This window comes from Undibacterium sp. Ji42W (assembly GCF_049340405.1).
Lineage (GTDB): Bacteria > Pseudomonadota > Gammaproteobacteria > Burkholderiales > Burkholderiaceae_D > Undibacterium.
On sequence record NZ_JBMPOV010000007.1, the window covers coordinates 360474 to 385330 of the forward strand.

Annotated in this window: 25 protein-coding genes and 1 pseudogene; 24 read left to right on the forward strand and 2 right to left on the reverse strand. The window is 49.2% G+C overall.

Translation table 11 applies throughout. From position 1 onward, the window contains the following. Position 1: 1 nt before the first annotated feature. Positions 2 to 2200, reverse strand: coding sequence for a TonB-dependent hemoglobin/transferrin/lactoferrin family receptor (locus tag ACO0LG_RS17650; protein ID WP_423028675.1), 2199 nt, complete (start codon positions 2198 to 2200; stop codon positions 2 to 4). Positions 2201 to 2572: 372 nt separating this feature from the next. On the opposite strand from ACO0LG_RS17650, the gene ACO0LG_RS17655 reads away from it, so the two are divergent. Both ACO0LG_RS17655 and ACO0LG_RS17660 read left to right on the forward strand, forming a co-directional pair. After that, the gene (locus ACO0LG_RS17655; RefSeq protein ID WP_423028677.1) at positions 2573 to 2770 is read left to right on the forward strand and encodes a hypothetical protein; all 198 of its coding nucleotides are present in this window, start codon (positions 2573 to 2575) and stop codon (positions 2768 to 2770) included. Between the two features lie 404 nt (positions 2771 to 3174). Further along, positions 3175 to 3342: pseudogene (locus ACO0LG_RS17660) on the forward strand (helix-turn-helix domain-containing protein); the annotation flags it as partial. Here ACO0LG_RS17660 and ACO0LG_RS17665 read toward each other — a convergent pair. Then, positions 3333 to 6851, reverse strand: a complete 3519-nt coding sequence (locus tag ACO0LG_RS17665; RefSeq protein ID WP_423028679.1) for a CHASE domain-containing protein — start codon at positions 6849 to 6851, stop codon at positions 3333 to 3335. The pseudogene ACO0LG_RS17660 and the gene ACO0LG_RS17665 sit on opposite strands and share 10 nt — an antisense overlap. Before the next feature lie 1142 nt (positions 6852 to 7993). Between ACO0LG_RS17665 and ACO0LG_RS17670 the strand changes: the two genes are divergently transcribed. The 22 genes from ACO0LG_RS17670 (at position 7994) to ACO0LG_RS17775 (ending at position 24763) form a co-directional block, all read left to right on the forward strand. Further along, entirely contained in the window at positions 7994 to 8314 is a 321-nt protein-coding gene (locus ACO0LG_RS17670; protein WP_423028681.1) for a hypothetical protein, read from the forward strand. Then, positions 8304 to 9551, forward strand: coding sequence for a PBSX family phage terminase large subunit (locus tag ACO0LG_RS17675; RefSeq protein ID WP_423028683.1), 1248 nt, complete (start codon positions 8304 to 8306; stop codon positions 9549 to 9551). Before ACO0LG_RS17670 ends, ACO0LG_RS17675 begins: the two co-directional genes overlap by 11 nt. Before the next feature lie 8 nt (positions 9552 to 9559). Next, complete coding sequence (locus tag ACO0LG_RS17680; protein ID WP_423028685.1) at positions 9560 to 11905, forward strand: portal protein; 2346 nt, start codon at positions 9560 to 9562, stop codon at positions 11903 to 11905. Continuing rightward, on the forward strand, positions 11892 to 12173 hold the full coding sequence (locus ACO0LG_RS17685) for a hypothetical protein (protein ID WP_423028687.1): 282 nt from the start codon (positions 11892 to 11894) through the stop codon (positions 12171 to 12173). The genes ACO0LG_RS17680 and ACO0LG_RS17685 overlap by 14 nt, the downstream gene beginning before the upstream one ends. 5 nt (positions 12174 to 12178) lie before the next feature. Beyond that, positions 12179 to 12331, forward strand: coding sequence for a hypothetical protein (locus ACO0LG_RS17690; protein WP_423028689.1), 153 nt, complete (start codon positions 12179 to 12181; stop codon positions 12329 to 12331). Between the two features lie 114 nt (positions 12332 to 12445). Next, positions 12446 to 13426, forward strand: coding sequence for a hypothetical protein (locus tag ACO0LG_RS17695; RefSeq protein ID WP_423028691.1), 981 nt, complete (start codon positions 12446 to 12448; stop codon positions 13424 to 13426). A 24-nt stretch (positions 13427 to 13450) separates the two neighbouring features. Beyond that, positions 13451 to 14374, forward strand: a complete 924-nt coding sequence (locus tag ACO0LG_RS17700) for a DUF5309 domain-containing protein (RefSeq protein ID WP_423028693.1) — start codon at positions 13451 to 13453, stop codon at positions 14372 to 14374. Positions 14375 to 14489: 115 nt separating this feature from the next. After that, positions 14490 to 14795: a hypothetical protein gene (locus tag ACO0LG_RS17705; RefSeq protein WP_423028695.1), complete on the forward strand. Its 306-nt coding sequence runs from the start codon at positions 14490 to 14492 to the stop codon at positions 14793 to 14795. Then, on the forward strand, positions 14795 to 15079 hold the full coding sequence (locus ACO0LG_RS17710) for a hypothetical protein (RefSeq protein WP_423028697.1): 285 nt from the start codon (positions 14795 to 14797) through the stop codon (positions 15077 to 15079). Before ACO0LG_RS17705 ends, ACO0LG_RS17710 begins: the two co-directional genes overlap by 1 nt. Then, entirely contained in the window at positions 15076 to 15684 is a 609-nt protein-coding gene (locus ACO0LG_RS17715; RefSeq protein ID WP_423028699.1) for a phage adaptor protein, read from the forward strand. Before ACO0LG_RS17710 ends, ACO0LG_RS17715 begins: the two co-directional genes overlap by 4 nt. Beyond that, positions 15684 to 16463, forward strand: coding sequence for a hypothetical protein (locus tag ACO0LG_RS17720; protein WP_423028701.1), 780 nt, complete (start codon positions 15684 to 15686; stop codon positions 16461 to 16463). Before ACO0LG_RS17715 ends, ACO0LG_RS17720 begins: the two co-directional genes overlap by 1 nt. A gap of 9 nt (positions 16464 to 16472) precedes the next feature. Beyond that, complete coding sequence (locus tag ACO0LG_RS17725; protein WP_423028703.1) at positions 16473 to 16892, forward strand: hypothetical protein; 420 nt, start codon at positions 16473 to 16475, stop codon at positions 16890 to 16892. 2 nt (positions 16893 to 16894) lie between these two features. Beyond that, positions 16895 to 17746: a glycine-rich domain-containing protein gene (locus ACO0LG_RS17730; protein ID WP_423028705.1), complete on the forward strand. Its 852-nt coding sequence runs from the start codon at positions 16895 to 16897 to the stop codon at positions 17744 to 17746. Between the two features lie 148 nt (positions 17747 to 17894). Continuing rightward, the gene (locus ACO0LG_RS17735) at positions 17895 to 19253 is read left to right on the forward strand and encodes a hypothetical protein (protein ID WP_423028707.1); all 1359 of its coding nucleotides are present in this window, start codon (positions 17895 to 17897) and stop codon (positions 19251 to 19253) included. Beyond that, on the forward strand, positions 19240 to 20790 hold the full coding sequence (locus ACO0LG_RS17740; RefSeq protein WP_423028709.1) for a hypothetical protein: 1551 nt from the start codon (positions 19240 to 19242) through the stop codon (positions 20788 to 20790). Before ACO0LG_RS17735 ends, ACO0LG_RS17740 begins: the two co-directional genes overlap by 14 nt. A gap of 62 nt (positions 20791 to 20852) precedes the next feature. Beyond that, entirely contained in the window at positions 20853 to 21062 is a 210-nt protein-coding gene (locus ACO0LG_RS17745; RefSeq protein WP_423028711.1) for a hypothetical protein, read from the forward strand. Between the two features lie 3 nt (positions 21063 to 21065). Further along, positions 21066 to 21494, forward strand: a complete 429-nt coding sequence (locus ACO0LG_RS17750; RefSeq protein ID WP_423028713.1) for a hypothetical protein — start codon at positions 21066 to 21068, stop codon at positions 21492 to 21494. 2 nt (positions 21495 to 21496) lie between these two features. After that, complete coding sequence (locus tag ACO0LG_RS17755) at positions 21497 to 22984, forward strand: hypothetical protein (RefSeq protein ID WP_423028715.1); 1488 nt, start codon at positions 21497 to 21499, stop codon at positions 22982 to 22984. 293 nt (positions 22985 to 23277) lie between these two features. Continuing rightward, entirely contained in the window at positions 23278 to 23559 is a 282-nt protein-coding gene (locus ACO0LG_RS17760; RefSeq protein ID WP_423028717.1) for a hypothetical protein, read from the forward strand. Then, positions 23546 to 24028 (forward strand): glycoside hydrolase family 108 protein, encoded by a 483-nt coding sequence (locus tag ACO0LG_RS17765; protein ID WP_423028719.1) that lies wholly within the window; start codon positions 23546 to 23548, stop codon positions 24026 to 24028. Before ACO0LG_RS17760 ends, ACO0LG_RS17765 begins: the two co-directional genes overlap by 14 nt. Further along, a complete protein-coding gene (locus ACO0LG_RS17770; protein WP_423028721.1) occupies positions 24021 to 24443 on the forward strand; it encodes a hypothetical protein in 423 nt (140 codons plus the stop codon). Before ACO0LG_RS17765 ends, ACO0LG_RS17770 begins: the two co-directional genes overlap by 8 nt. Positions 24444 to 24517: 74 nt before the next feature. Then, a complete protein-coding gene (locus ACO0LG_RS17775; protein ID WP_423028723.1) occupies positions 24518 to 24763 on the forward strand; it encodes a hypothetical protein in 246 nt (81 codons plus the stop codon). The last annotated feature ends 94 nt before the right edge of the window (positions 24764 to 24857 follow it).

Here is a 24857-nt window from a genome sequence, read left to right on the forward strand (position 1 = left end):
TTTAAAAGTCGTAACGAACTGATACCTGGGCATTCCTGCCAGGGGCGGTGTAAGCATCTTTGACGTTGGTGTTGTCAGCCAGACCGCGTACATCAGACCAGGCCCAGTATTTGGTATCAAAGACATTGTTGAGGTTGGCATTGACTGTCAGGTTTTGCGTGGGCTTCCAGTACACACCCAGATCAACGATGTGGTAAGAACCTGGTGCAAACTGTGTTGTCGCTGCTGGTGCGATTCTGTCGAGCTGCTTGCCTTGATGATGCTGGAATTGCGCACGCGCACCCCAGGCTGCGGTGTCATAGCGCACGCCTGCCAGGAATTTCATCGGGTTGATGGTATCGAGCGGTGTTTTGACTCCTGCAACTTCGCTGTCGCCCTTGGTGTAGGAGACGCCGGCAGTGGCTTGCCAGTTACTGTCGATTTGCCATTCTGCACGGGCTTCTGCACCACGGATTTGCGCCTTGGCCAGGTTGATGTACTGGAATACCAGTGGGTCAACTGCGGTGCCTGTGCCACGCACTACCTGCTGGCTGATGAAGTCTTTGTAACTATTGTCGAATGCGGCGAAGGAATAACGCAAACCCTGCACCTTGCCACGGAAGCCAATCTCAACACTGTCAGCACGTTCTGCTTTCAGTTGTGAATTGCCTATGCTGGTGTAGCCGGATGCCAGGTTGGTGAAACCATTATTGACCTGGTCTGGTGTCGGTGCGCGGAAGCCCTTGGCGAATTGTGCATAAGGTGCAAACGCAGCGTTGAGTTGCCATACCAGGCCCAGGCGTGGTGTAACTGCACTGTCAGAAAGGGTGGCGACTGCGCCGCCTGTGTAGCCTGCACTGGATGGAGCAAGTTTGTAATGGTCATAACGCAGGCTGGGGATGATGCTCAGTTTGCCTGCTTCAATTTCATCCTGGATGAAGGCGCCTGTGACTGTGTAAGTCGTATCCGGGAAAGGCTTGGCAGGGAAAGTTTCGCCAAACGGCGCTACCGTACCATCGCGCAGGCCAGTGACTTCTGTGCGGTTCCAGTCAAAGCCATAGCTGAGTTTTTGTTCAACAGCACCGGAGAAATTGCTTTCCATGATGTTGGACAGGCCGATGATCCTGGTGTTGTAGTGGTTGTCGCGGGTGCGGTCAGCAGCGGTGTTTCTGTCTTCAGCAGAGTATTGACTGACCTTGGCATCTTGCCAGTACAGGCGTGTCTCGGCATTGTGTAACCAGCTGGAATTCAGGTTTTTATAGCGGTGTGCCAGGCTGAGTTTATTGCGTTCTACCTTGTCGCGAGTATCAAGGTCCAGTGTGCTGGTCGAAACCAGTGGCGGGACGGCACGGGCAGAATAGACTTCAGTATCTTGCGTGCGTTTTTGTGCTTCTACGCTGGCTTCGATTTGCTGGTTACCATCGATGTTGAAGATTGCTTTACCCAGCAGGTATTGGGCATTGAAATCAACGGGATTTGGTTTGGTGCGGTTGACATTTTTTGCGTCATTGTCTGCACGGTTTTCTGTTTCATGACCACGGCGGTCGCTGACCAGCAGCAGGCCTTGCCAGCTACCATTGTCGCCAGCGATGGCGGCAGTATTGCGCCATGAGCGATCGACTGTGGCATAGCCAGAACGCACGAAGCCACCAAAAGACTGACCTTTTTTGAGCAAATCAGATGGGTCCAGCGTGCGGAAGCTGACTGCGCCAGCCAGACCATCGCTACCGAACTGTGTGGAGGTTGGGCCACGCAAAATTTCTACTGCCTTGATGCCATCAAGTTCAAGGAAATCACCACGGCCTGTTGCAAATGCGCCAAACGAAAAACTACCCGGTACACGCGTACCATCGACCAGCATCAAGACCTGGTTACCTTCCAGACCGCGGATATTGATGCCTTCATTGCCTGGGCGACCAGTGGAGCTGCCAGCCGCCGTAAAGCGGGTAGGGGCAGCACGCACGCTGATATCGAGTTCATTGCGGAACAGGTCCTTGATATCGCGGCCACCTTCTTGCTCTATCCTGGCAGCAGGGATGACGGTGACTGTATTTGGCACACTATCGACTGTCCTGGCGGTACGCGTAGAGGTGACAGTAATATCTTTGAGGGTAGTAGCTTCTGTTGGTGGGACCGGGCCTGGAGTTTGTGCAAAAGTAGTTGCCGGAGCCATGCCCCATGCCATACCCAGCGCCAAGGCGATTTGCGTCTTGCTTAGCATCGTGTTTCCTAATAATTAGAAAAATTGAACACTGGCTAGCGGCGACTGGCTTGTGCGTATCATGGTCAACTCCCTAGCCCGCACGTTCATTGCACCGTGCTTGAGGCTGGGAGCACCGTAAAAAGGGGAGTTTTTACGGCTAATATATTTTAATCGATTTTATTATAAATGAGAATCATTCTCAGTCGCAAGTGCATTTGAAGTTTTATTTGTTATTCTTTTTCCCAGATTCTGCTGCGTTCTTTTGCATCTGCCTGATACACCTCTCATACTGTGGTGACAGAGCGATATAGAATCTAAGCGTACTCAAGCTATTGAGTCTCCATGCAATGAATCTCTATTAACTGCACTTTATAAGCTCAGGACTCAATAATGTTTTGGTTCAAGTTCTGCAAGACGCCGATAGTGAGTGCATTAGTTTTATTTGATGGTTTTTATGCTTCTGGCGTTCGAGAATGGGAGGAGTGGCATGCTGGTGTGCGCATGCATGGTGTTCGTTTTCATTACATGCGCTACTACGCCAATGGCGATTGGATTAGCTGTTACCGCGATCACCCGTTTGATTTTTGAGCTTTCACAGAAACTGTTACCGACGATCTCTGGGGGCTTGCTAAGCGTGGTCGTGCGCCGCATGTTGGAGACTATGATCCAAGTTGCTCCGCTGGCACATTCACGGTAGACAAAGACACTTTGATTAACTCATTTTCTCCAGATATGTTTGATGGCCGCAGTCAAAGTTGGAACAGGAGGATTGCGGAACGGAAATTAACTAGCGTCAACGATGGGAAAAAAATTTCATACTCGAATTCTCACCGCGGCCTGATTAGGCAGGTGAGTATCAGCGATATCATGTCGAATCACTGTGTCGTTTTTGGCTGTCACTAAGTGCTGACACTTTTTAATTGATGACGGTGCTTGATAGTCGGTACGTGAGTAAACAATAAGCACGGTGTGCATATTTGTCCTGACCAGAAAGGTGGCGTCAGCAGGTGCAACTCTTGTGCGCGTTTGAACGCCTGGCTGCTGGCGATGCCATAACCACAGTTGCAGATGCCTTGGGTTATGCAACGCCTGATAATTTTATTGCGATGTTCAAGCGTTATTTGGGGCAGTCACCGGGTCGATATTTTAATCATGCTTGATTTTCTTTTTGTTGACTCGCGGTTTCAATATCTACAGGCAGAGTAAAGAAAAATTCACTACCCTGGCCGATAACACTGGTAAAACCGATTTGCCCGCCATGATGTTCTATGATGGCCTTGGAAATACTCAGACCCAGGCCGGTACCGCTTTTCTTGTTGAAGTCGGAAGAAATCGCTTGGGCAAATTTCTGGAAGATTCGCTCACGGAATTCATCCGCTATGCCTATGCCTTGGTCGATGATAGCGACACGCAATTGTCCGGTTTGTGAAGTCGCCAGCACATCGACAGTCGCACCCTGGGGCGAAAATTTGGCGGCATTGGAGAGCAGGTTGATGAGTACCTGGGTGATGCGGTCAGTATCTATCCTGACGATGTCGGCGTCTTCGCCTTCAATTTCTGTCTGCAGTCTGAAACTGACCTGGTGTTGTTCTGCATAAGCTGCTGTAGAAGCGATGGCTTGTTCTACTACGGGGACCAGATGCAGTCTGGCGAAATTGAATTCCATCTTGCCTGATTCTATTTTTTCGACATCGAGAATGTCATTGATCATCCTGACCAGGCGCTGGCAATTCTTGGTGGCGATGTCGAGGATTTTTTCTGCACTCTCTGGCATTTTACCGAGTGCGCCACCCATCAGCAAACCCAGTGCGCCGCGTATGGATGTCAGCGGGGTACGCAATTCATGCGAAACGGTGGAGATGAATTCATTTTTCATGACTTCGACTTTTTTGCGCTCGGTGATGTCGTAGGCAATATTGAGGAAGCCGGATATCTCTCCCTCGTTGTCTCTGAGAGTGGTGACTGAAAGCATGACAGGCAGATGGCTGCCATCTTTGCGTTTGTAAGTCCATTCGCTTTCGTCGGCGATGCCATGCAAGGCACGCAGGGCAAAGACAGCAAACCCGGCATCTACCTGGGTATCAAATTCCTGGCCGAGCCTGGCGGCGCGGTTGCTCAGCTCAGCAGGTTCATGCAGGCAGACAGGGGTTTGCTGGCCTATCATTTCTGCAGCATGGTAGCCGAGCATAAGTTCTGCGCCTTTGCTCCAGACTTGTATCAGGCCGATGGTGTCGGTGGCGATGATGGAGAAATTGGCGCTGTCGAGTATGGCGTTTTGCAGGGCAGTGGTGGCAGCTAGTTGCGCATTCAGGGCGAGTATGGCTTCTTCTGACTGCTTGCGTTGGCTAATATCGGTACCCACGGTGCATACACCATAAATTTCGCCTGACTCATTGCGCAAGGGTGTGAGCATGAGGATGTGCGTAGTGTTAATGCCACCGGCAGTTATTGCGATTTCCGTGCGCAGTGTATGGCCATCACGTATTACTTCGTCAGACATGCGCATGTATTGCTCTGCTTTTTCTCTGGAGAATAAATAGAAGACGCTGGTGCCTATCAGGCTGGGGATGTTGGCAGGTTTGAAGAGTCTGTCATATTCTTTGTTGGCATAGAGATAGTTGCCATTTTTGTCGCGCAGGCAGACCGCTGATGCTGTGCTGTCCATAACGGCTTGTAACAGCATGAGGTTTTCATATTGGGCAACTTCATCACGCTTGCGCTGGGTGATGTCGGTACCGACACCGCAGGCGCCGAAGACTTTGCCCTCAGAATTGATGAGTGGGGAGCGTACGACGAGATAAGTGTGCATGCCATCTTTTTGCTGCACCATGGCTTCAGTACGCAAGGCGGTCTTGGTGGCGATGACGGTTTGTTCGGCGCTGCGGTATTTTCTGGCGAGATCAGGTGGGAAAACGTCTTCTATGGTCTGGCCTATCAATTGCTCGCGCTTCATCTGGAAAACTGTTTCATATTCCTTGTTGATGTAGAGGTAGCGGCCATCAAGGTCGCGCACATGGATATAGGATTTGGTCCCTTCCATGACGGTTTGCAAGAGCAGGCCACTGCGTATCAACTCTTCTTTACTGGCTTGAAGTTCCAGCGTGCGTTGTGTGACCTTATGTTCGATATGATAGGCATTGCCGCTGACGACCAGTAGATACACGCTGACGAGGCTGGTAAAGAACAGGCCGCCTATCAGAGTGGCCCAGGCTGACCAGGAATGATGCAGTTGCCAATAGGCAGGAGACGGCTGGGCGCTGAATTCAAATTCATGGTCGCCGAACCGAATGATGCTGCGGAATGACGTGCTTGTCTGAATCTTTTCCAGAGTGTCATAGACATCGCCCTTGCCAGTGGCGCTGTTGAGGTCACGCAGACGGAACTGGATCTGTTTGCGTATATCTTCAGTAAATACATGCCGTATCAGGTCATCTACCTGCAACACGCTGAGCACAACGCCGCGAAATGCTGTACGTCTTTGTTCCATGGTGGAGATGGGGAGATGGCGCATATACACAGGTGCAAAAATCAGGCTGCCGGTGACATTTTTTGCCCTGTCTGTATTGATGATGCTGACGGTGGAGCTGGTGCTCATCTGGCCGGTGTCGCGTGCTCTTTCTATGGCGACCCGTCGGCCTGGTTCAGAAAACAGGTCAAAACCAAGGGCCGGTTTATTGGCCAGGTAAGGTTCGACAAATTCAACAGGCAGATAAAATTCACGCGCACTGGCAGGTGCGAATGGCCCTTGATCGCTGCGTTGTTTAATAATGAAGGAGGTATCGCTTTCTTTTCTCAGCCTGGTTTCAAAACTTGATCTGTCGCTGTGCATGACCATAGGGGCCCAATCGACTGCGATGATCGTGCTTTCTCTTTGCAGTGTGGAGCCAACAAAGCTCTGGAAATCTGTTCTGGAGACATGATCAGTGCTGGCAAAGAAGCGTTCCAGATTGCGCAGTAATTCACTCTGTAAATCGAAGCGTTGCTGTATGGCTTGTACCATACGGCTGGCCTCGGTTTCAAATTCCTGTTTTTGTCGGTCGGATTCTGATTCGCGTACATACAAAAAAATAGAAACGACAACCGACAGTGTCAGTAATAAAGGCACACCTACATTAAAACGGCGCGACTTCCAGATAGTGCGTGGATGGCCCGCCAGTATCATCACCAAGGGGGCGACAATGAGAACGCCAAGAATGTCGCCGACCCACCATGTAAGCCAGTTGCCAAACATGTCTGCTGCCGACAGCAGACCCAGGGTGAACAGGGAGAAGATGCCAACACTGGCATTGACGAGACAACCAACTGGCCCAGCCAGCAATAGGAAGAGGGCAACATGGCGTTCGTCATCAAGCGATGCCGGATAGCCGACGTAGCGTTTCAGCAGATAAGCGCTGTACATGGCTTGCAGCATGGCACCTGTGGCAACCAGCAAGGCCAAGCCGCTATTTGCGAGCGTCAATTGACTCTGGCTTTCCCAGCCTATCCACAGATTGAAGATACATGAACCCAGGGCTATGCCAGGCAGCAGACGGTACCCGCCTGTTAACACGGCGGTGACAGCAATGCCCGACGGTGGAAAGACGGCAATGGCATAGCCGGGAGGAATCGCCAGCAACAGGGCGATACGTCCAAATAGGATATAGACGAAGGCCAGTAGCAGATTCCTCACGAGCAGAGAGGAGACATTGTTCAAGGACGATGTGGGCAAAATACCTGGCTCCCCATGGTGAACACCTCACAGCGAAAAATTTGCTTTGAATAATTATATGACCGAAAGCAAGTCATTGTGATTTTATTCATCTGAACGAATTTGCGCTTTGTCTACATGCTTGCTTGTGTGCCAAATCAGGTTTAGTTCCTTGCGTCACCAGTTGTTTTTATAGAGAGAATAGGCATGAAAAATAAGCTTAAGAAAAATTTGTGCTGATTAAATAATCAGTGTATAGTGTTGTTCAGGGAGAGTTGCGCTCTATTGTCTTACTGTAGTATCCCTCAGATAAAAACCACGGACCCTGCTTTGTGAAAAGTGGGGTTTTTGTTTTTAAGACCTTGTTTTTATTGATTATTTTATTTTTGTTAATACGTGTGCGAGGCTGAATTCAGATGTTGTTTTCTTGCTGCATTTGCGTACTTTAACTTAATAAGAAAAATTTGCACTGATTAAATAATCAGTATATAGTGTTGTTCAGGGCGAGCTGCGTCCTGTTGCCATATTGTAGTATCCCTCAGATAAAAACCACGAACCCTGCTTTGGAAAAAGTGGGGTTTTTGGTTTTGAGGCTATGGATTATTCTTAAACTTTAGCACTGTGTTTTCAGAGAATTTTCCTGTGAATGCTGGAGCTTAAGAAATATTTGCACTGATTATATAATCAGTGTATAGTTCTGTTCAGGGCGATTTGCGTCCTGAAGAATTTGATTTGTTAGAGTTGATCTGGCCCCGCTACTGTAAAGCAGCGGGGCTTTTTGTTTTCTGCGTTTTGTTCACGAATTTTTGTTCGCAAATTTTGTTAATGAATCTTGTCGATGAATGCAGAAAATTGACAGAATTGCGCCGCACGACATGCTTGTGCTGGCGCTCAGGCTTTTACCTGTTTGTGATTGCAAGCGTATCACCCTATCACATAGTGCTGACCATACTGAACGCGAAACAGCAGACAGGTAAATCTTTTTGGGCGTTGACGGGAATCATGGGAATGTGCGCCTGCAATTGCGGTCTATGCAGCCCGTGCAGATGCGCTGCCCATGATTCCCGTACGGGGCTATGCTGATAACCTGGAGTAGGACAAGCCGCAAGGCGTCCTGAAAATAGATGAGTGAAAGCAAAATTGTGAAAGCTGCTGCTGTATCTGAGATGGCGGTCAAGCCAGCTGCCAAGACGCGCGGACGGCCTAAGAAAACAGTCAGTCAATCTACATTGACGGTCAGGGATGCGATTGCCAAAGCGGGTGAAGAACTAGGTGGCGCATTGCGCCTGGCGCAGTGGGCAAGAGAAGACCCGACCAATGAAAAAGCCTTCTGGACAGTGTTGTATCTGAAGATTTTACCCCTGCAAGTGAATGGTGCAGGTGAAAATGGCGAACATCTGATTAGCGATATCGCCATCAAACTGGTCAAGCCGAATGCAGATTGAATGCGAGTTTCCTGAAAAGCTGGAATTTTTATTCCAGCCAGCGCGTTACAAGGTGGCGCGTGGTGGGCGCGGCAGTGGCAAGTCCTGGGGCTTTGCCCGCGCCTTGTTGTTGTTGGGCGTGCAGAATGTGGAGCGGATTTTATGCGCACGCGAATTGCAGAAATCGATCAAGCAATCTGTGCATCAGTTATTGCGTGACCAGATTGCAGCGCTAGGCTTGAATCATTTCTACCAGGTGTATGAATCAGAAATTCGCGGCATGAATGGCACGCGTTTTTATTTCAGCGGTTTGTCGGACCAGACGGCTGACAGTATCAAGTCTTTTGAAGGTTGTACCAAAGTGTGGATAGAGAAAGGGCAAAGTGTATCGGACAGGTCATGGAGTATTTTAATACCGACGATACGTACAGCAGGCTCAGAAATCTGGGTGACTTATAACCCTGAACTGGAAACTGATCCTACCCATCAGCGTTTTGTCGCAAGACCACCGCATGATTGCGTCTCAATCTTGATGAACTGGCGTGATAACCCCTGGTTCCCTGAAGTGCTGGAAAGAGAAAGGCAAACCTGCATGCAGCGTGAGCCTGAAGCTTATAAAAATATCTGGGATGGCGAATGTAAACCTGCAGTCAGTGGCGCGATTTATTACCATGAAGTTGCTGGCGCACAGGGCAGGATTTGTCGTGTGCCATATGACCCCATACTGAAAGTGCATGTGGTGGTTGATCTGGGCTGGAATGATGCGATGGCGATCAGCCTGGTGCAAAGACAAAGTTCAGAATTGCGGGTAATTGAATATCTGGAAGACGCCCATCAGACTCTGGATTATTACTCGGCCTTGTTGAAGCAAAAGAATATGAACTGGGGAAAATTATTTTTACCTCACGATGGTCGCAACAAGGACTTCAAGACCGGCAAGAGTGCCGAAGAAATTATGACCGCTCTGGGCTGGGATGTGGCAATCACACCGAGTATGAGTGTGGAAGATGGCATACGCCTGACGCGCATGACATTTGGACGCTTGTGGTTTGATGCGGACAAAACTACGCGCCTGATTGAATGCGTCAAGCGTTATCGACGGGTGATCAACCAAAGCACGAATGAGGCGGGCGCGCCATTGCATGATGAGTTCAGCCATGGTGCAGATAACCTGCGCTATATCTGCATCAATGCAGAAACGATGTCAAACGAGGAATGGGGCGGCAAACTGACTTACCCTAAATTTACTTATGCATAGAGGATGGAATGGCTAAAGCTTTATCTCAAGACGAATTGAAAGCACTGGTGCAGACAGAAATGCGCCAGAGCCTGGGTTATTCATCTTCGCGTTTGTCGCAAGCCAGACAAAAGGCGGAATATTATTATCTGGGCCTGGCGGTGGGTGATTTGTCACCACCAGAGGTGGATGGCCGTTCATCGGTGGTTTCTACTGATGTGCGTGACACGATAGAGTCGATGTTGCCGCAATTGATGGTGACGTTTTGCGGTGGTGATTCCATTGTGGAGTTTGAACCGCAAAACCCGGACGATGAAGCCAGGGCGAAGGCGGCGACTGAGTATATCAATTACCTTTTCTTTAAAAAGAACAATGGTCACAAGATAGCTTATGTGTGGATGAAGGATGCCTTGCTGCAGAAAAATGGCATTGTAAAAGTGTGGTGGGACACTCGCTTTGAAGAGGCGAAAGAAGAATACAAAGGTTTGAGCCAGATAGAGTTGGCGCAAATCCTTGATGATTCTGAAATTGAAGTGATAGCCCAGCAGGCATATCCGGATGAGGATGATGCGAAGCAGCGCCAGCAGGTAGTAGAGCAAATTAACCAGCAAATGCAGCAGGCGCTGCAAGTGAATGCTCAGCAACCCGGCCAACCGCCTGGTCAGCCGGGTATGCCGTCAGCAAATTTGCAAGTTAATCCAGTTGTGCAACAGTTGCAAGCGCAGCTACAGCAAATCCAGTCACAGCCACCTGAAATGTTTTACGACATTACCTGCAAACGTGTGAAGACTGGTGGCAAGATACAGATAGACAATGTACCGCCTGAAGAATTTCTGATTGCTCGCAATGCCAAGGATATACAGACGGCCAAGTTTGTCGGGCACAGGGTGCAGAGGACAGTGTCTGAGCTGAAATCTATGGGCTACAAGAATGTGGACAATATCAGTGGCGAAGACCAGGGGCATGCGTTAAACCTGGAACGCATTGAGCGATTGAGCTGGAATGATGAAAATGCCTACCTGTCGGATGAAGTGACGACTGCCGATGACAGTCAGCGCAAGATATGGATCACGGAAGCGTATGTACGTTGTGATTTTGACGGTGATGGCATCAGTGAATTGCGCAAAGTGACGGTGGCGGGTAATGAGTTGCTTGATAATGAAGAGGTCGATTTCATCCCCTTTGTGGATATTACACCTGTGCCATTGCCACATACCTTCTTTGGTCTGTCGATTGCCGATCTGGCGATGGAGAGCCAGAAGACCAAGACCAGCATCTTGCGCAGCCAACTCGATAATCTTTATCTCAACGTCAATGGCCGCTATTACGCCGTGGAGGGCCAGGTTAATCTGGATGATTTGCTAACTTCACGGCCAGGTGGCGTGGTGCGTATCAAACAGTCTGGCGCGGTAGGCAGGTTGGACCAGGCGCAAGGCAATACGGGTGAAGCCATGGGTTTGCTCGAGTATATACAGCAAGACCTGGAAAACAAGACAGGCTGGACACGGTATAGCCAGGGTAATGACTCTGATGGCTTGAATCAGACTGCGCAGGGGATGAATATCATCACCAACAAGGCGGATATGCGCCTGGATTTGATCTCGCGTAATTTTGCTGAAGGTTTTACTGAATTGTTCAAGCTGGTGTTGAAACTGATATGCCAGCATCAGGACAAGAAAGCGCAGGTCAGGTTATCGAATGGCTGGGTGGATATTGATCCGCGTGAATGGCGCAATCAGTTTGATGTGAGTATCAATGTTGGCATAGGCCTGGGAAATAAAGACCAGAAAGTGAATCATCTGATGGCCTTGCTGGCGCAGCAGGAAAAGGTCTTTCCTTTGGGAATAGCGAATTCGCAAGGGATTTATCAATCCAGTTCTGAACTGGCGCGCTTGCTGGGATTTAAGAACGGCGACAAGTTTTTTAACGACCCAGCTAAAAATCCGCCGGCACCGCCGCCACCGCCTGATCCTGCGCAAATGCAGATGCAGGCCGAACAGCAAAAGACACAGATGCAAATGCAGGCGAGCAAAGAAAAGCACTTGATGGACATGCAAATGCGCGAACGCGAATTGCAGCAGGAAGCCATGCTGCGTGAGCGTGAACTGCAACTGGAAGCCCAAAAACAGCAGGCGCAATCACAGAATGATATGCAGGAACGCCAGCATAAAGCACAACTGGATGCACAACTTGCGCAGCAACGCATGGAGTTTGAACGCTGGAAAGCGCAACTGGAAGCAGAAACCAGGATGATGGTTGCCCGTATTGCTGCGGAAGCGAAGATGCAGCCACGACCGCAACTGGATGCTTGTATGAACGGTTTAACTGCAGGAATGACAGATGGATTGACTGGGGTAAATGATGAGCACATTTGAACAACGCGTACATGCAGCCAGCCGCGCCAGGGAAGTGCTGGAGAATGAAGCCTATCAGCAGGCATTTGCCGACATAGAAAACGAGGTCACGGAAAAATGGAAAAACTCACCAGCGCGCGACGCCGAGGGGCGGGAAAAACTCTGGATGTATCTGGCCATGCTGAAGAAACTCAAAAGCCAGCTGGATACGACACTGGAAACCGGCAAGCTGGCGCAACTGGAAGTGGAGCACAAGCAAGGCCTGATGCATCGTTTGAAGAGCTGGTAAAGGTCGTGCAGGATTTCAAGGGCTGGAAGAATTCGGTGGCAATGGCTTTTCATCCACGCCCTACGGTGGAGATGATACAGACAGGCAAGGGCTGGGTCAGGGTGGCATGTGGAGAGGCTGCTTATCAGCTCAATAGTGGTGAACTTATCAAAGTCTAGTGGCGGTCCGGCACACTGGATGTGCCGCAGTAGCGGCTTTTCTGCCGGATAAATCTTAACGCCGCGAGGCGTCGGGAATGGGTGGAAGTCCCATTCATTGATTGGAGATGGAATATGGATAATCAGGTAACTGAACCCACAAGTAGTGCTTTGAATGTAGATGGTGCAGCGCAAGCTTTAGGCGCTTTTTTGGAGCCGCTGGCACACGAAAAAAGCGCCCAGGCTTTGGAGAAGGAAATCCTGGATGACTTGAGTGGACGACGGGACAGGAGCGATACTTTGTCTGCAGAGCCAGTTATTGAGGACGAAGAGCAGGACTTGTATGCCGGGGATGATGAGGCTGTCACCATCGTAGTGGATGGCAAGACCGTTAATTTGTCCAAGGCAGAGTTGGCAGATGCCTATAAGAATGGCTTGCGTCAATCTGACTACACCAGAAAGACCATGGAAGTTGCCGAGCAGCGCAAAGCTGCCGATGCTGAAATCCATAGGGCCACCCAGGAGCGCCAGGAATATGCCAGCAATCTGCAAAAGATGGCGGCACAAATCGAAGGAGCCTTGAACCAGCAACAGCAGATAGACTGGGAACATCTGCTGGACAATAATCCCGCTGAATATCTGAAACAGCAGCACCTCTATCAAAGGAGACAAGCAGCCTACCAGAAAAATATTCAGCAACAACAACGCCTGGCACATATTGCCCAGGCAGAGCAGGCGCAGCATCTGGAATCTGTGCTCCATACGCAGCAAGAAGCACTTCTTGCCAAGCTACCGGACTGGAAAGACAGCAGAAAGGCTGAGGCCGAAAGTAACGCCATTCGCCGATATTTATTGGAACAAGGTTTTGAACATCAACTGGTAGACAGCATTGCCGACCACAAGGCAGTCTTATTGGGCCGTAAAGCCATGCTGTACGATGCAATGATGTCCAAGGCCAATGCGGCGGCCAAACGTGTGACGAGCATACCGCAAAAGGTAGTCAGGCCGGGTGTGGGTGAATCGCCCTGTGGTGATGGTCGTCAGGCTGCCATGCAGCGTCTTGCCAAATCCGGCAGAGTTGAAGACGCTGCTTCCCTTTTTGCAAAATTTATTTAAGGTCGCGAGACCCCGGAGAAATCTATGACAGCACCAAGCAATACCTATGTAACGACCAGTGCAATCGGTAACAAGGAAGATCTCAGCGATATCATCTATCGCATTTCCCCCACCACCACGCCTTTGATGAACATGGCAGCCAAGGCAAAGGCCAGCAATACTTTGCATGAATGGCAAACGCAGGACCTGGCCAGTGCCGTCACTACCAATGCGCAAGCAGAAGGTGACAATGCCACGGCCAAGAGTGTGACGCCGACTGTGCGGCTCAGTAATCGTACGCAAATCGCATCGAAGACAGTGATTGTCTCTGGTACCCAGCAAGCAATGAACCCGGCGGGGCGCAAGGATGAACTGGCTTACCAGTTGTCCATGGCTTCGCTGGAGTTGAAGCGTGATATGGAGTCGGCCCTGTGTCAACTCGACTTTGCTGCAACTTCGCCTCGTCAGGCGCGTGGTCTGGTCGGTTGGGTGGTTGATAACGTCGATAATAATGCAGGTACTTTGGCATCGTATACCGGCAATACCGGCCGCACTGTTGGTACGCCGCGCGCTTTTACTGAAGCACAGTTGAAGAACGTCTTGCAGAAATGCTATAGCGCTGGTGGCGAGCCTGATACCATCATGGTCGGCCCGGCGCAGAAACAGACCTTCTCGACATTTTCTGGCAATGCTACACGTTTCGATAAGTCGGAAGATGCCAAGCTGTATGCGGCGATTGATGTCTATGTGTCCGACTTTGGTTCTTTGAAAGTGGTACCGAACCGCTTCCAGGCGGCGCGTGATGTGTTTGTCTTGCAGGCTGACAAACTGGCACTGGCTTACCTGCGCCCGTTCAGCACTATCGAATTGGCAACGACAGGCGATGCAGTGCAACGTGAACTGGTGGTGGAATACACGCTGGAGTGCCGCGCACCGAAAGCGCATGGTGCGATTTACGACGTTTTGTAATTCTTGACGTCGCATTATGTAGTCAGCCTGATTTTGTGACTGCATAAAAAAGCTGGCGGGTGCAAGCCCCGCCTTTTTCAATTGAATTAAAACGCTGTGAAGCGCAGGAGGTTTTATGAATGGTGGATATATCACCGTTTCGAGTCAGACCACCGGGGTGGCAATTGCCACTTCGGGCACGTCTGCATCTGCAACTATTCCCACAATGTCCAGCGGTGAATTACCGCGCTTTATCCGTATTGCTGCGACCGCGCCAGCTTGTGTGCGCCTTGGCAAATCATCTGCGACTGCTTTGAGCACCGATTTGCAGGTGCAGCCTGGCGATGCGGTCATTCTGAGCGTGAACGGTAATGACAGGATAGCCGCGATACAGGTAGCTGCTGCGGGCGTGGTGCAGATTTCTCCGTTGGAGAATATGTAATGGCAGTCACGACGAATATCCATGTCGAAGGTGGTGATGTCACGTTTGAGCGCGTACAGGATTGCACGGCCATTGCTGAGCACACCCAAGCTTTGCATAAGGAAGGAAGGCATGGTTCGAATGACATGCGGCATGCAGCGTCTTTTCCCATGGTGATAGTAGAGAAATATCTGAACGATAAAGGCATCAGCTTCCAGGAGTTCATGGCGGAAGCCGTGCATGTAAAGAGCATGCTGGCAGATCCAGCCCTGTCTGCCTTTCGTGTATGGAGAGGCCAGGTATGAGCGCCATCACTGATTATGCAAGCTTGCAAAACGCAGTAAGTAGCTGGTTACATCGTACTGATCTGACGCCGTTTATTGCTGATTTTATTGCCCTGGCTGAAGCCAAAATGTCGTCGGACATCGTGGCTCGGCCCATGGATATACGCAGCAATTTACAGACAATAGCTGGTAATGCCTATGTGAATTTACCGCTTGATATGCTGGAAATGAGACGGCTGATCTTGCGTAGCGACCCCTTAACAGTATTGCGTTATGCCTCACCAGATCAACTCAGTGCTGATCACGCCGGTGCAGCGACTGGCAAGCCGGTGGCATTTTCTGTCATTGGCCAGCAACTGCAACTGGCGCCTATACCAGATACAGTTTATCAACTGGAATTGACTTATCAGCAGCGCATACCGGCGCTAACAACTATCAATACGACGAACTGGTTGCTGGCTGCTTTTCCTAATGTCTATCTGTACGCTGCTTTATGCGCAGCCCAGCCTTTCATCATGAATGATGCGCGTATTCCTACCTTTGAAAAACTGTATCTGCAAAGTGTGGATGCCATCAATTCCATAGACTGGTATTCAGGTTCAACCATGCAAGTGAGGGCTAAATAATGGCATTGGAAACTGCAAACTATATCAATGATCTGACGATCACAAATCCAACGGCATCTGACCCTAAATCCCAGGGCGATGACCATATCCGCATGTTAAAAACCGTATTGAAGGAATGCTTCGCTGGCTTTACTGGTGCGGTGATTGTAACCGCTGCAGATACAGGTACTGCTGCGGCACATGTATTGAATCCGGTTACGGCTTTGCTCGCTTATACGACTGGCTTGCTGCTCTTGTATAGGCCAGTCAATGCTGGCACAGGTGCTTTGACAGTGAATGTTTCAAGTCTAGGCGCGAAGCCGGTCAAGACCTTGCTGGGCGCTGACCCTACTGCTGGCGACATCGTCGCTAATCAGCCACTGTTGTTGATGTATGACGGTACAAATTTCGTCATCATTGCTGGATCGGAGACTTTGCTGAGGACTGGGAATCAGACTTTGACGGGGAATTTGACGTTGAGTGGTAATCAGATTGTGAGTGGTTCTTTGGACGTGGGTGGAGCTTTGTCTGGCGCAAGTATGAATTCCAAGGCGAATAAATCTGGTGAAAACTATGCTGGTGCGCATGATTTTTCATCTGCGGTGCTTAGCGTTGCGACCCCAATTTCTGCTGCTCATGCGGTTAGCAAAATGTATGCAGATGGATTGGTCTTTTCTGCCGTTTTACCTGGGCAAAGTGTAACGACTACAGGTCAGACTATTTTAAGTGATGGCAGTACCGCTTTTTGGGGGGATGCAGGCTCGGTCGGCAGTGATCTGTATTTATACAATAATTTTTAAAGAGGTCGGATGGCCGCGAATCAAAAACCTATATTTCCATTGACGCCAAAATTTCCGGCGACGATGCCACCTGTGATCACTGCAGCTAATACCGCAAAAGATGGCACTGGTACGGTGACACAAATTTCCGCGCCTGCAGGTCTCAATGGTGCGTTCGTTGAAAGCGTAGAGGCGCTTCCTATTGGTACGAATACAGCGTCAGTTTTACGCATATTTCTGAATAATGGTTCTACGACCACCGCAGCTACAAATAATATACTTTGGGAAGAAGTGAATTTACCGGCTACGACTTTAACTGAAATCTCAGCTCAGACGAAGGTCGCGATTCCTGTTAATCGCGCTATTCCAGCAGGATATATATTGTATGCCGCAATCGGAACGGCGGTAACCGCAGGTTGGCGTGTACGTGTGCACACGGGGGATTACTAATTATGACTGGGTTTACGGGTTTCGTTGGAGCAGCACCACGCGGTGCAGGTTTTCAAGTGTTTAAAGTATCTGGAAATTTTCAAGTGCCTCTGGCTAACTATTATTTAGTTGATGTATTTGGTGCCGGCGGTAGTGGCGCGAGTGTCGCAACTTATGCTTCTGGAGGCGGTGGTGGGGCAAGGCATAGGTCTATGATTCCGGCGCAATTGATGAAACCTGGGACTGTGGTGCCAGTGATTGTCGGTGCAGGGGGCGGAGCTGTAACAGGTGGCGTAGGTGTTGGAAGTACAGGAGGGAAATCTGCTTTTGGTTCATTAATATTGGGATTTTTAATCGAAGCATATGGGGGAGGTGCTGGTAGCTCCTCATATGGAGGAGGAGGAGGAGGTATAGCAGGGCCTGGCAATGCAAATGGTTTGGGTGGAGGACCAAATATTCGCAGTAGTAACGTTCCGATTTCAAATCTGAATGTTAATGCCTCAAGTGAATATGGTGGCGCTAACTCCGACGGAATGAGTGTAGGAGGAAGCGCAGTTTGGGGTGGTGCGGGAGGAGGCTTCGGAAATTATTATGGCAATGCTGGGGCAAGTTTATTCGCTGGTGGTGGCGGAGCGAGTGGGTGGTGTGGAGGAACGGGGGGTAAATCGGGTGTGTATTCGGGACAGGTGGTTGGTGCTGCAATTGATGGAATTCTGCATGCTCTTATGGGGGGCGCGGGATCAGGGGGTAAGTCGCCAGGGACTTCTGGTGGAAATGCTACCGACGGCGGCTTCCCATCCGGTGGCGGAGGTGGAACTGACTCCGGCACTTCTGGCAAAGGTGGCGATGGTTTGGTAGTTATTTACTGGTGGTGAACATGAAAAGCGCAGAAATTGAAAATAACATAGTGGTGAACATCGTTTTGGGCATGGTAGAAGGCTACATCCTCTGTGACGATACGGTATCAATAGGTGATCATTGGGATGGTCGGGTATTTACTAAATCGAAAGGATAAATACTGTCATGGCACAAAATAATATTGCTGAAATTGGTAGTGACCCCACTAAATCTGCCAATCAACTAAGCGTTAACAAATCATCTGATTGGTATAAACCATTTGGAAGAGTTGGTGACCAGGCTGGTATGGATTACTGGGATAAAGAAATTGCCAGTAAGGGGTATGACACTGCATATAGTAATTTTCTTACTGCGACGGCACAAAATATGGCAAGTGGTAAAGTTGTTGGCGCGGATAGTATTTCAGGTCAGAACTTTACTAATAAGTCAGCCGACTGGTATACCCCATTCGGCCGGATTGGTGATCAGGCAGGAATTGATTATTGGAATAACGAAATAAAAAACAAAGGCTATGATGTATCTCACAATGCATTTTTGGTCGCAGCTGCACAAAATCTTACTAATGGTAAGGGGGTGGGCTCTGGCAATATTCAAAGTACTGAAACTAGTGCATTGGCAGATACAAAGGCTGCGGGCACAGCTAATGGAATGCCAACGGCTGAATATCTGGCTGCCCAGAATGCGAGGATGGCGGCGCTAGGAAATGTTGGTGGTCCGTATCAGGCCGGCGAACTTGGCATGCCTGGTGCTAGTGCCAGGCCAGATTATGAACAAAAACTTGCCGCACTTCGTATGCAATCCGAATTGGCAACCGCTGCCGCAAACCGCCAAAAACAGATGGCGGCGAAACCATTCGATAGTGTTCAATCGTCTGGTATGTACTCCAGCGATCCTTTGATTGACATGCAACGGCGGATTGCTGAAGCGCAGTCCATGAATCCGGCCCAGCAAGATTACCTGAAACAGCAAATGTCTCAGCTGACACCCCAGCAATTGCAGCAATTGGGCGGGATTGACGAACAGCGTCAGACGTATGCAAAAGCGTACAATAATGGCGCATACAATAATGCCCAGCAGCAGTTGTTTAATCAGCGCCAGGCATATGGTATGGCCGGGTTTGATGCTCCCGTAAATCCGCCGCAAGTGCCAGTGGTACAACAACAGCAGCAGAATCCTTACATACAACCGTTTCAGCAAGCAAACGCCTATAGCAAGTCTGTTAACATGAATTGGGGCAGCCCTGATCAGCCGAGAGCACAGGCTTACTGGGGTAATGAAGGGCAAGCTGGCAACTGGCAAACCCAATCGGGGCAATCGAATCCCTATTTATATAGCGGCCAGAGTAATAATTTTCAAAGCCCATTTTCACAATATCAACAAAATCCCTACGGTATACAAAACCAGGGGTCGCAGAGCAATTTTCAGCAACCAATGGGATTGCTCAATCAGGGTTTTACACAGCAACAACCTACTAACAGCAATCAAAACCGTTACGGCTTATTAAGCGCATATGGCTCTCGTTAAAATACAAAATGTGGGGCAATTTGGTGTGAATAAGGATTTGTCCCAGCATGAGATCCCGGTCAATGCCTGGACAGATGTGCGCAATATTCGCTTTCTTGATGGCTATGCTTACCAGTTTTATGGCCATGGCGAAGTATATAACTCACCAACTGTCGTGCCGCAATATGTGCTGCCATTGACGATCTCTGGTAACCGCTACTGGTTGTACATGAGTGCAGCCAAGTCGCATGCAGTTACTTATTCTGGTGGCGTGGTTACACATACAGACATTACACATGCAGCACCCCGCACGGGTGTAGTGAATCAATGGACTCATGCTTTGCTTTCAGGTCTGCCAATATTAAATGTTGGCGACGTATCAAAAGTTCCGATGTCATGGGATTTGAATGTGGCAAATAAGTTTGTTGACTTGCCTAACTGGCCAGCAAACACTTATTGCAAATCATTGCGGGCGTATAAAAATTTTCTGGTCGCGATGAACCTGACTGTTGCCGGTACGAATAAACCGTTTCTGGTGAAATGGTCACATCCTGCTGATCCAGGTGCTTTCCCAGCGAGTTGGGATGCTGCAGATGCGACCAAGGATGCGGGCGAAGTTGATCTGGCAGAAGCAAACAGCCCTGTTGTCGATGGCTTGCCTTTACGCGATTCTTTTATTATCTATACGGAAAACTCTACTCATCGCATGGACTTTGTCGGCGCGCAATCAATGTTCCGTTTTTCCAAAATCTTGGGCATGTCGGGTATGCTTAACCGCAATTGTGCTGTGGAATTTGATGGCTGGCATTTTGTGGTGACTGGTTCTGACGTGATCGTCCATGACGGACAAACAGCGAGCTCGGTATTGGATAAACAAACGCGCAGATTTTTCTTTCAGAATATTGACGTCAATAGCCGCAGCAATGTATTCGTATTCAAGAATCCTTTTCTGAACGAAATATACCTGGCTTATCCCGCGATAGGTTCCGCAGTTTGTGATAAGGCCATGGTCTACAACTTTGTCGACAAGACGGTGTCATTCCGTGATTTACCTAATGTCAACCATGCAAACTACGGGGCCGTATCGAATGATCTTGGTGGCACCTGGGCACAGGATTCTGATTCCTGGGATTCTGATCTGACATTCTGGAGTGGCCCCGACTATACGCCGGATACTGCGCGCGTGGTCATGGCGTCGAACGATCAGAGACTGTATATGCTGGATGCCTCAGCTTCCTTCAATGGCAGTTTGCCCAGCGCTTATCTGGAGCGCCGGGGTTTGTCATTTGATACACCTGAAAGTATTAAACTGGTGAAGGGAGTGCGCCCCCGCATTGTTGGTAATGCGGGTGAAACAGTCAAGGTAAGCGTAGGGTATGCCGACACACCCTATGATGAGCCGGTGTGGGTTACTGGAACATATACGATAGGTTCTACCGTAGCCGTCGATCTGTTTGCCAGTGGCCGCTATATCTCGCATCGTTACGCATCGGGGTCTGCATTTCAATGGCGACTTGATTCGGTTGATATGGACGTGGATATTATGGGGGCATGGTGAGAGCAAGTAATTCAAACACGGTGGCCTACGCGCCATCGCAATTACCAGATGACGCTGCAGAAATGCAGCGTTTTTTTTCTTCTGAACTTCAAAAAATAGCCACAGCCATTGCTGGATTATCGGTAGGGCATTTAGACAAAACCACAGTCGCCCCGACCAAGCCAAGGGATGGCGACATTCGCTACGCTGATGGCAGTTTGTGGAATCCGGGAGCTGGCATCGGTGTGTATTACTACAAAGGTGCAAGCGCATCATGGGTTTTTTTAGGATAAATCATGGCGGAACTAATTAAACATGATGCTGTATCGAAACTGGAAGAATGCCTTAGGCATGGTCCACAAATTGATTTGAATACCGAACATTGCCTGTCTGGCGGCATGTATGCAAGAACCATACATATACCTGCTGGTACGGTGCTGGTTGGCACCACGCACAAAAAAGATCACTTGAATGTCGTGTGTGGCGATATTTCAGTATCAACTGACGATGGTATGCGGCGTATCACCGGATATTGCGTTTTACCCACTAAGGCTGGTATGAAGCGGGTCGGCTTTGCTCACGCAGATACGGTTTGGACAACGGTTTGTAGAACGGATTTACTTGTCATTGAAGAGATAGAAGATGAGCTGGTGGTACAGAGCGATCAACTTCAAACCAGGAAAAGCCGATTAGCAATGGAAGAAGTAAATAAATTGGAGAAATAATAATGTCTTTTGTAGCTGTAGCAGGTGGCGCGGCGAGCGCCCTGGTCGGTGGCATCATGAGTGGCGGAGGCGGTGGTGGTAGTGGGGGCGGTAGTTCGGGCTCGCAAACACAAGTCGTCAAACAAGAGCTTGATCCACGCATTGCTGCCATCTTATTTGGGTCGGGCGAAAAAACCTTAAAAAACGGTGCGATTCCAACAGGCACGGATGAAAATGGCAATCCCATTTACAAATCTGAAGATTATCAAACCAGCGGCGGCTTGCTTTCGCGTTATCAAGCAATGCTGGACAAACCGCAAAATGAAGGGCTGCGTTTGTATGGTCAGGCTGCTGATAATTATCTTGGTGCCAATTCGGCCTGGGATATGGGGGAAGCGAGGGACTCCGCCTTCAGGCTGATGAAGAACGCTTATGACCCTGTCAGCATGCAGGCCGCACAAAGTGCCTACACAATGCCGATGAACGCAGCTTTTAGCCAGATGCCGCAAGGCTATCAGGCCGCAACTTCTGCTTTGACGCAAGCAGGTCCGGCTGCCATGATTAGCGCTCCTGGTCAAAATAATCTCGGCCTGGGTAAGGCATTTCAAGATGTCATTTACGGCGATCTTGGAAATAATCCCTATCTGGCTGGCGCAATCCAGAAAGGCCTGAATCAAAGTTCTGCACAATTCCAGAATTTGCAAAGCGATGCCATGCAACAGTTCAAGGAAGATATTTTGCCTTCTTTGCGTGGAGATGCCATTGCCAACGGCCAGTATGGCGGATCACGTCAGGGTATCGCAGAAGGAAAAGCGGCAGATTCCCTGGCACGCAATATGAGCCGCGCCTTGTCACAAGTTGGGCAAAACATGACAGACGCCGCGGTTGCTGCGCAATCTGGCCAATATAACCAAGACAGACAAAATCAGCTTAATGCAGCGATGGGCCTGTCAGGCCAGCAATACAATGTGGCGGGGCAGGATGCAGGTGCAAAGAATCAGGTTAATCTCAGCAATGCGCAGATGGCAAACAATAATAATCAATTCAATGCGGCGGCACAAAATAATGTGTTGTCGCAATTGTTTGGTGGTGCCTTGCAAACCAATCTGGCCAATGCGGGTTTCTTGCAGCAAGCTAATCAAAACAATTATCAAGGCATGCAGGCTACCAATATGGCAAATCTGGGTAATCGTCAGCAAGCCAATATGCAAAATTCTGCATGGCAGTTGGCTAATAATCAGCTCAATAGCCAGAATAAACTGAATGGCATGAATGCAGTCACTTCATTGATCAATAACGCCTATGGAACTGCAAATAATCAAAATGATTATGCATTGAATCAAGCTACCAGAATCAACGGACTGTTGTCTCCATACATTGGTGTCAACGGTACATCAACCACTAATGGAACCTCTACCAAATCTGATCAAGGCGGTGGTGATAATAGTAATGCAAATTTGATAGGTGGCTTAGTCAAGGGAATAGGTAGTTATTTTATGGGAGCATCATAATTGATGCGACCAATAATCCCGAGCACTCTATGATGAACTAAGGGTTTTAATGGCAAAAAGATATAAAGGACACCCTATTGTAAAAACAGTTCGCGATGTCCAATTTTTCCAGTAATTACATATCACCCCGTTAAATGTATTGTTCGCGGTAATACCGCTGAGCAGAAAATTTATATCTATCCAATTCCACTGCATTATCCCCTTCTTGAACAAATAAAAATCGTCATGTCACTAATCTGCATGACGATTTTACCATCCTGATTTAGGCCGAAAAATTTGTAAGGACTGTATTCATGAATATTCCCGAACATGCCGAAACTGCCGCTAGCCAGGTAGTAGTGGCAATTAACAACAACCCGAAAACTGCCCTGGCAGTACCAGCGATCACGACAGCAATTGCACCCCTGACTTCTATAGCCGACATTCAGGGTTATTTATCAATTGCATCCATGCTCATAGGTATCGCCATATCACTCATCCTGCTACGCCAGCGCTGGGTCAGCTTGCAGACAGCAGAAATAGAAAGACAGGAAGCAGAACAACGATGGAAGGAGCAACAACATGAGCAACTTTGATATCTGCATTGCTCCGGTTCTGAAAAGCGAAGGAGGCACGAGTAATCACCCTCTGGACGCTGGCAAACTTACGCGGTTTGGTATCAGTCAGCGCAGTTACCCCAAACTTGATATTGCAGCACTCACTCTGGAGCAAGCCAAAGCGCTTTACAAGCGTGACTTTTGGGATGCCAATCATCTTGATCAATTGCCGTTCGCTGTCGCCTTCGAATTTTTTGACTGCGCCGTTAATTGTGGTGCAGGTACCGCCACGAGGCTGCTGCAACGCGCCCTTGGCGTCGCTGAAGATGGCATTGTCGGCCCGATCACCCTGGCAGCCATGGACAAGATCAGTGCCGACAAACTAGCCAGGCGCATGCAGGCTCACCGCATGCAGTTTTATACCAAATTGTCCAACTGGCCGAGTTTTGGCGCGGGTTGGATCAATCGCTTGGCAAACAATGCTTTATGGGAGGTAGATCATGTTTGAAAAAATAAGTGCCATCATTAATCTCTTTCGCAAAGGCAGTGAGGTCAGCAATGTTGAACTCTGGAAAAACGGCGGCATTTCAATCGCTGCCCTTGCTGCGGCAATGGGCGCAGCGCTTCAATTTGGTAACGAATTTGGCCTTCAAATCGCTATCACGCCTGAACAGCTCAATGGTCTTGCTATTGGCGTCGTCAGTCTTGTTGGCATCGTGCTCCCTGTCATCACCTCTAAAAGAGCCGGCTTACTGCCAGCAAAAGCAGATCAGCCTACTCCAATCGAAGATCACAGCTTCAGCGGCAACTTGCCAACAATACCAGCGCTGGTGGCAACAGCAACGCTGCAGCAACAGTCTGGCGCCACAATCAACGACAGTGACAACCCACTCGCCGGACTCGATACCACATTCTGCGCTTGACTACGCACGCGCTTACTTCAAATCGATCTACGGCATTCAACTTACACGTAATTGCCAATTTTAAGGACGATGTCATGCTGCAAATCGCCGCAACCATATTACAAATCATCAGCTTTCTCGCTGAACATAAAGAGCAAATCAAAAAATTGATACTCGATATAGAAAACCTGATACCCGCAACACCGGGCAGTAGCAAAGCCCTGATTGTACGCAACTTCATTGCTACCAGCCTGAGCATTGAAGCGCAGATGGAACCAGCCTGGCCATTCGTCAGCAGTTTGTTCAATGATCTGGTCGCGTTTACCAAACGACCTGGCTAAGTAAAAGTATTTAAAAAAGCACGCGAAGCATAAGGCTATCCAATATGGATAGCTTTTTTTGATCTTCAGATTACGGGCAGTTGCCGATGGCAAT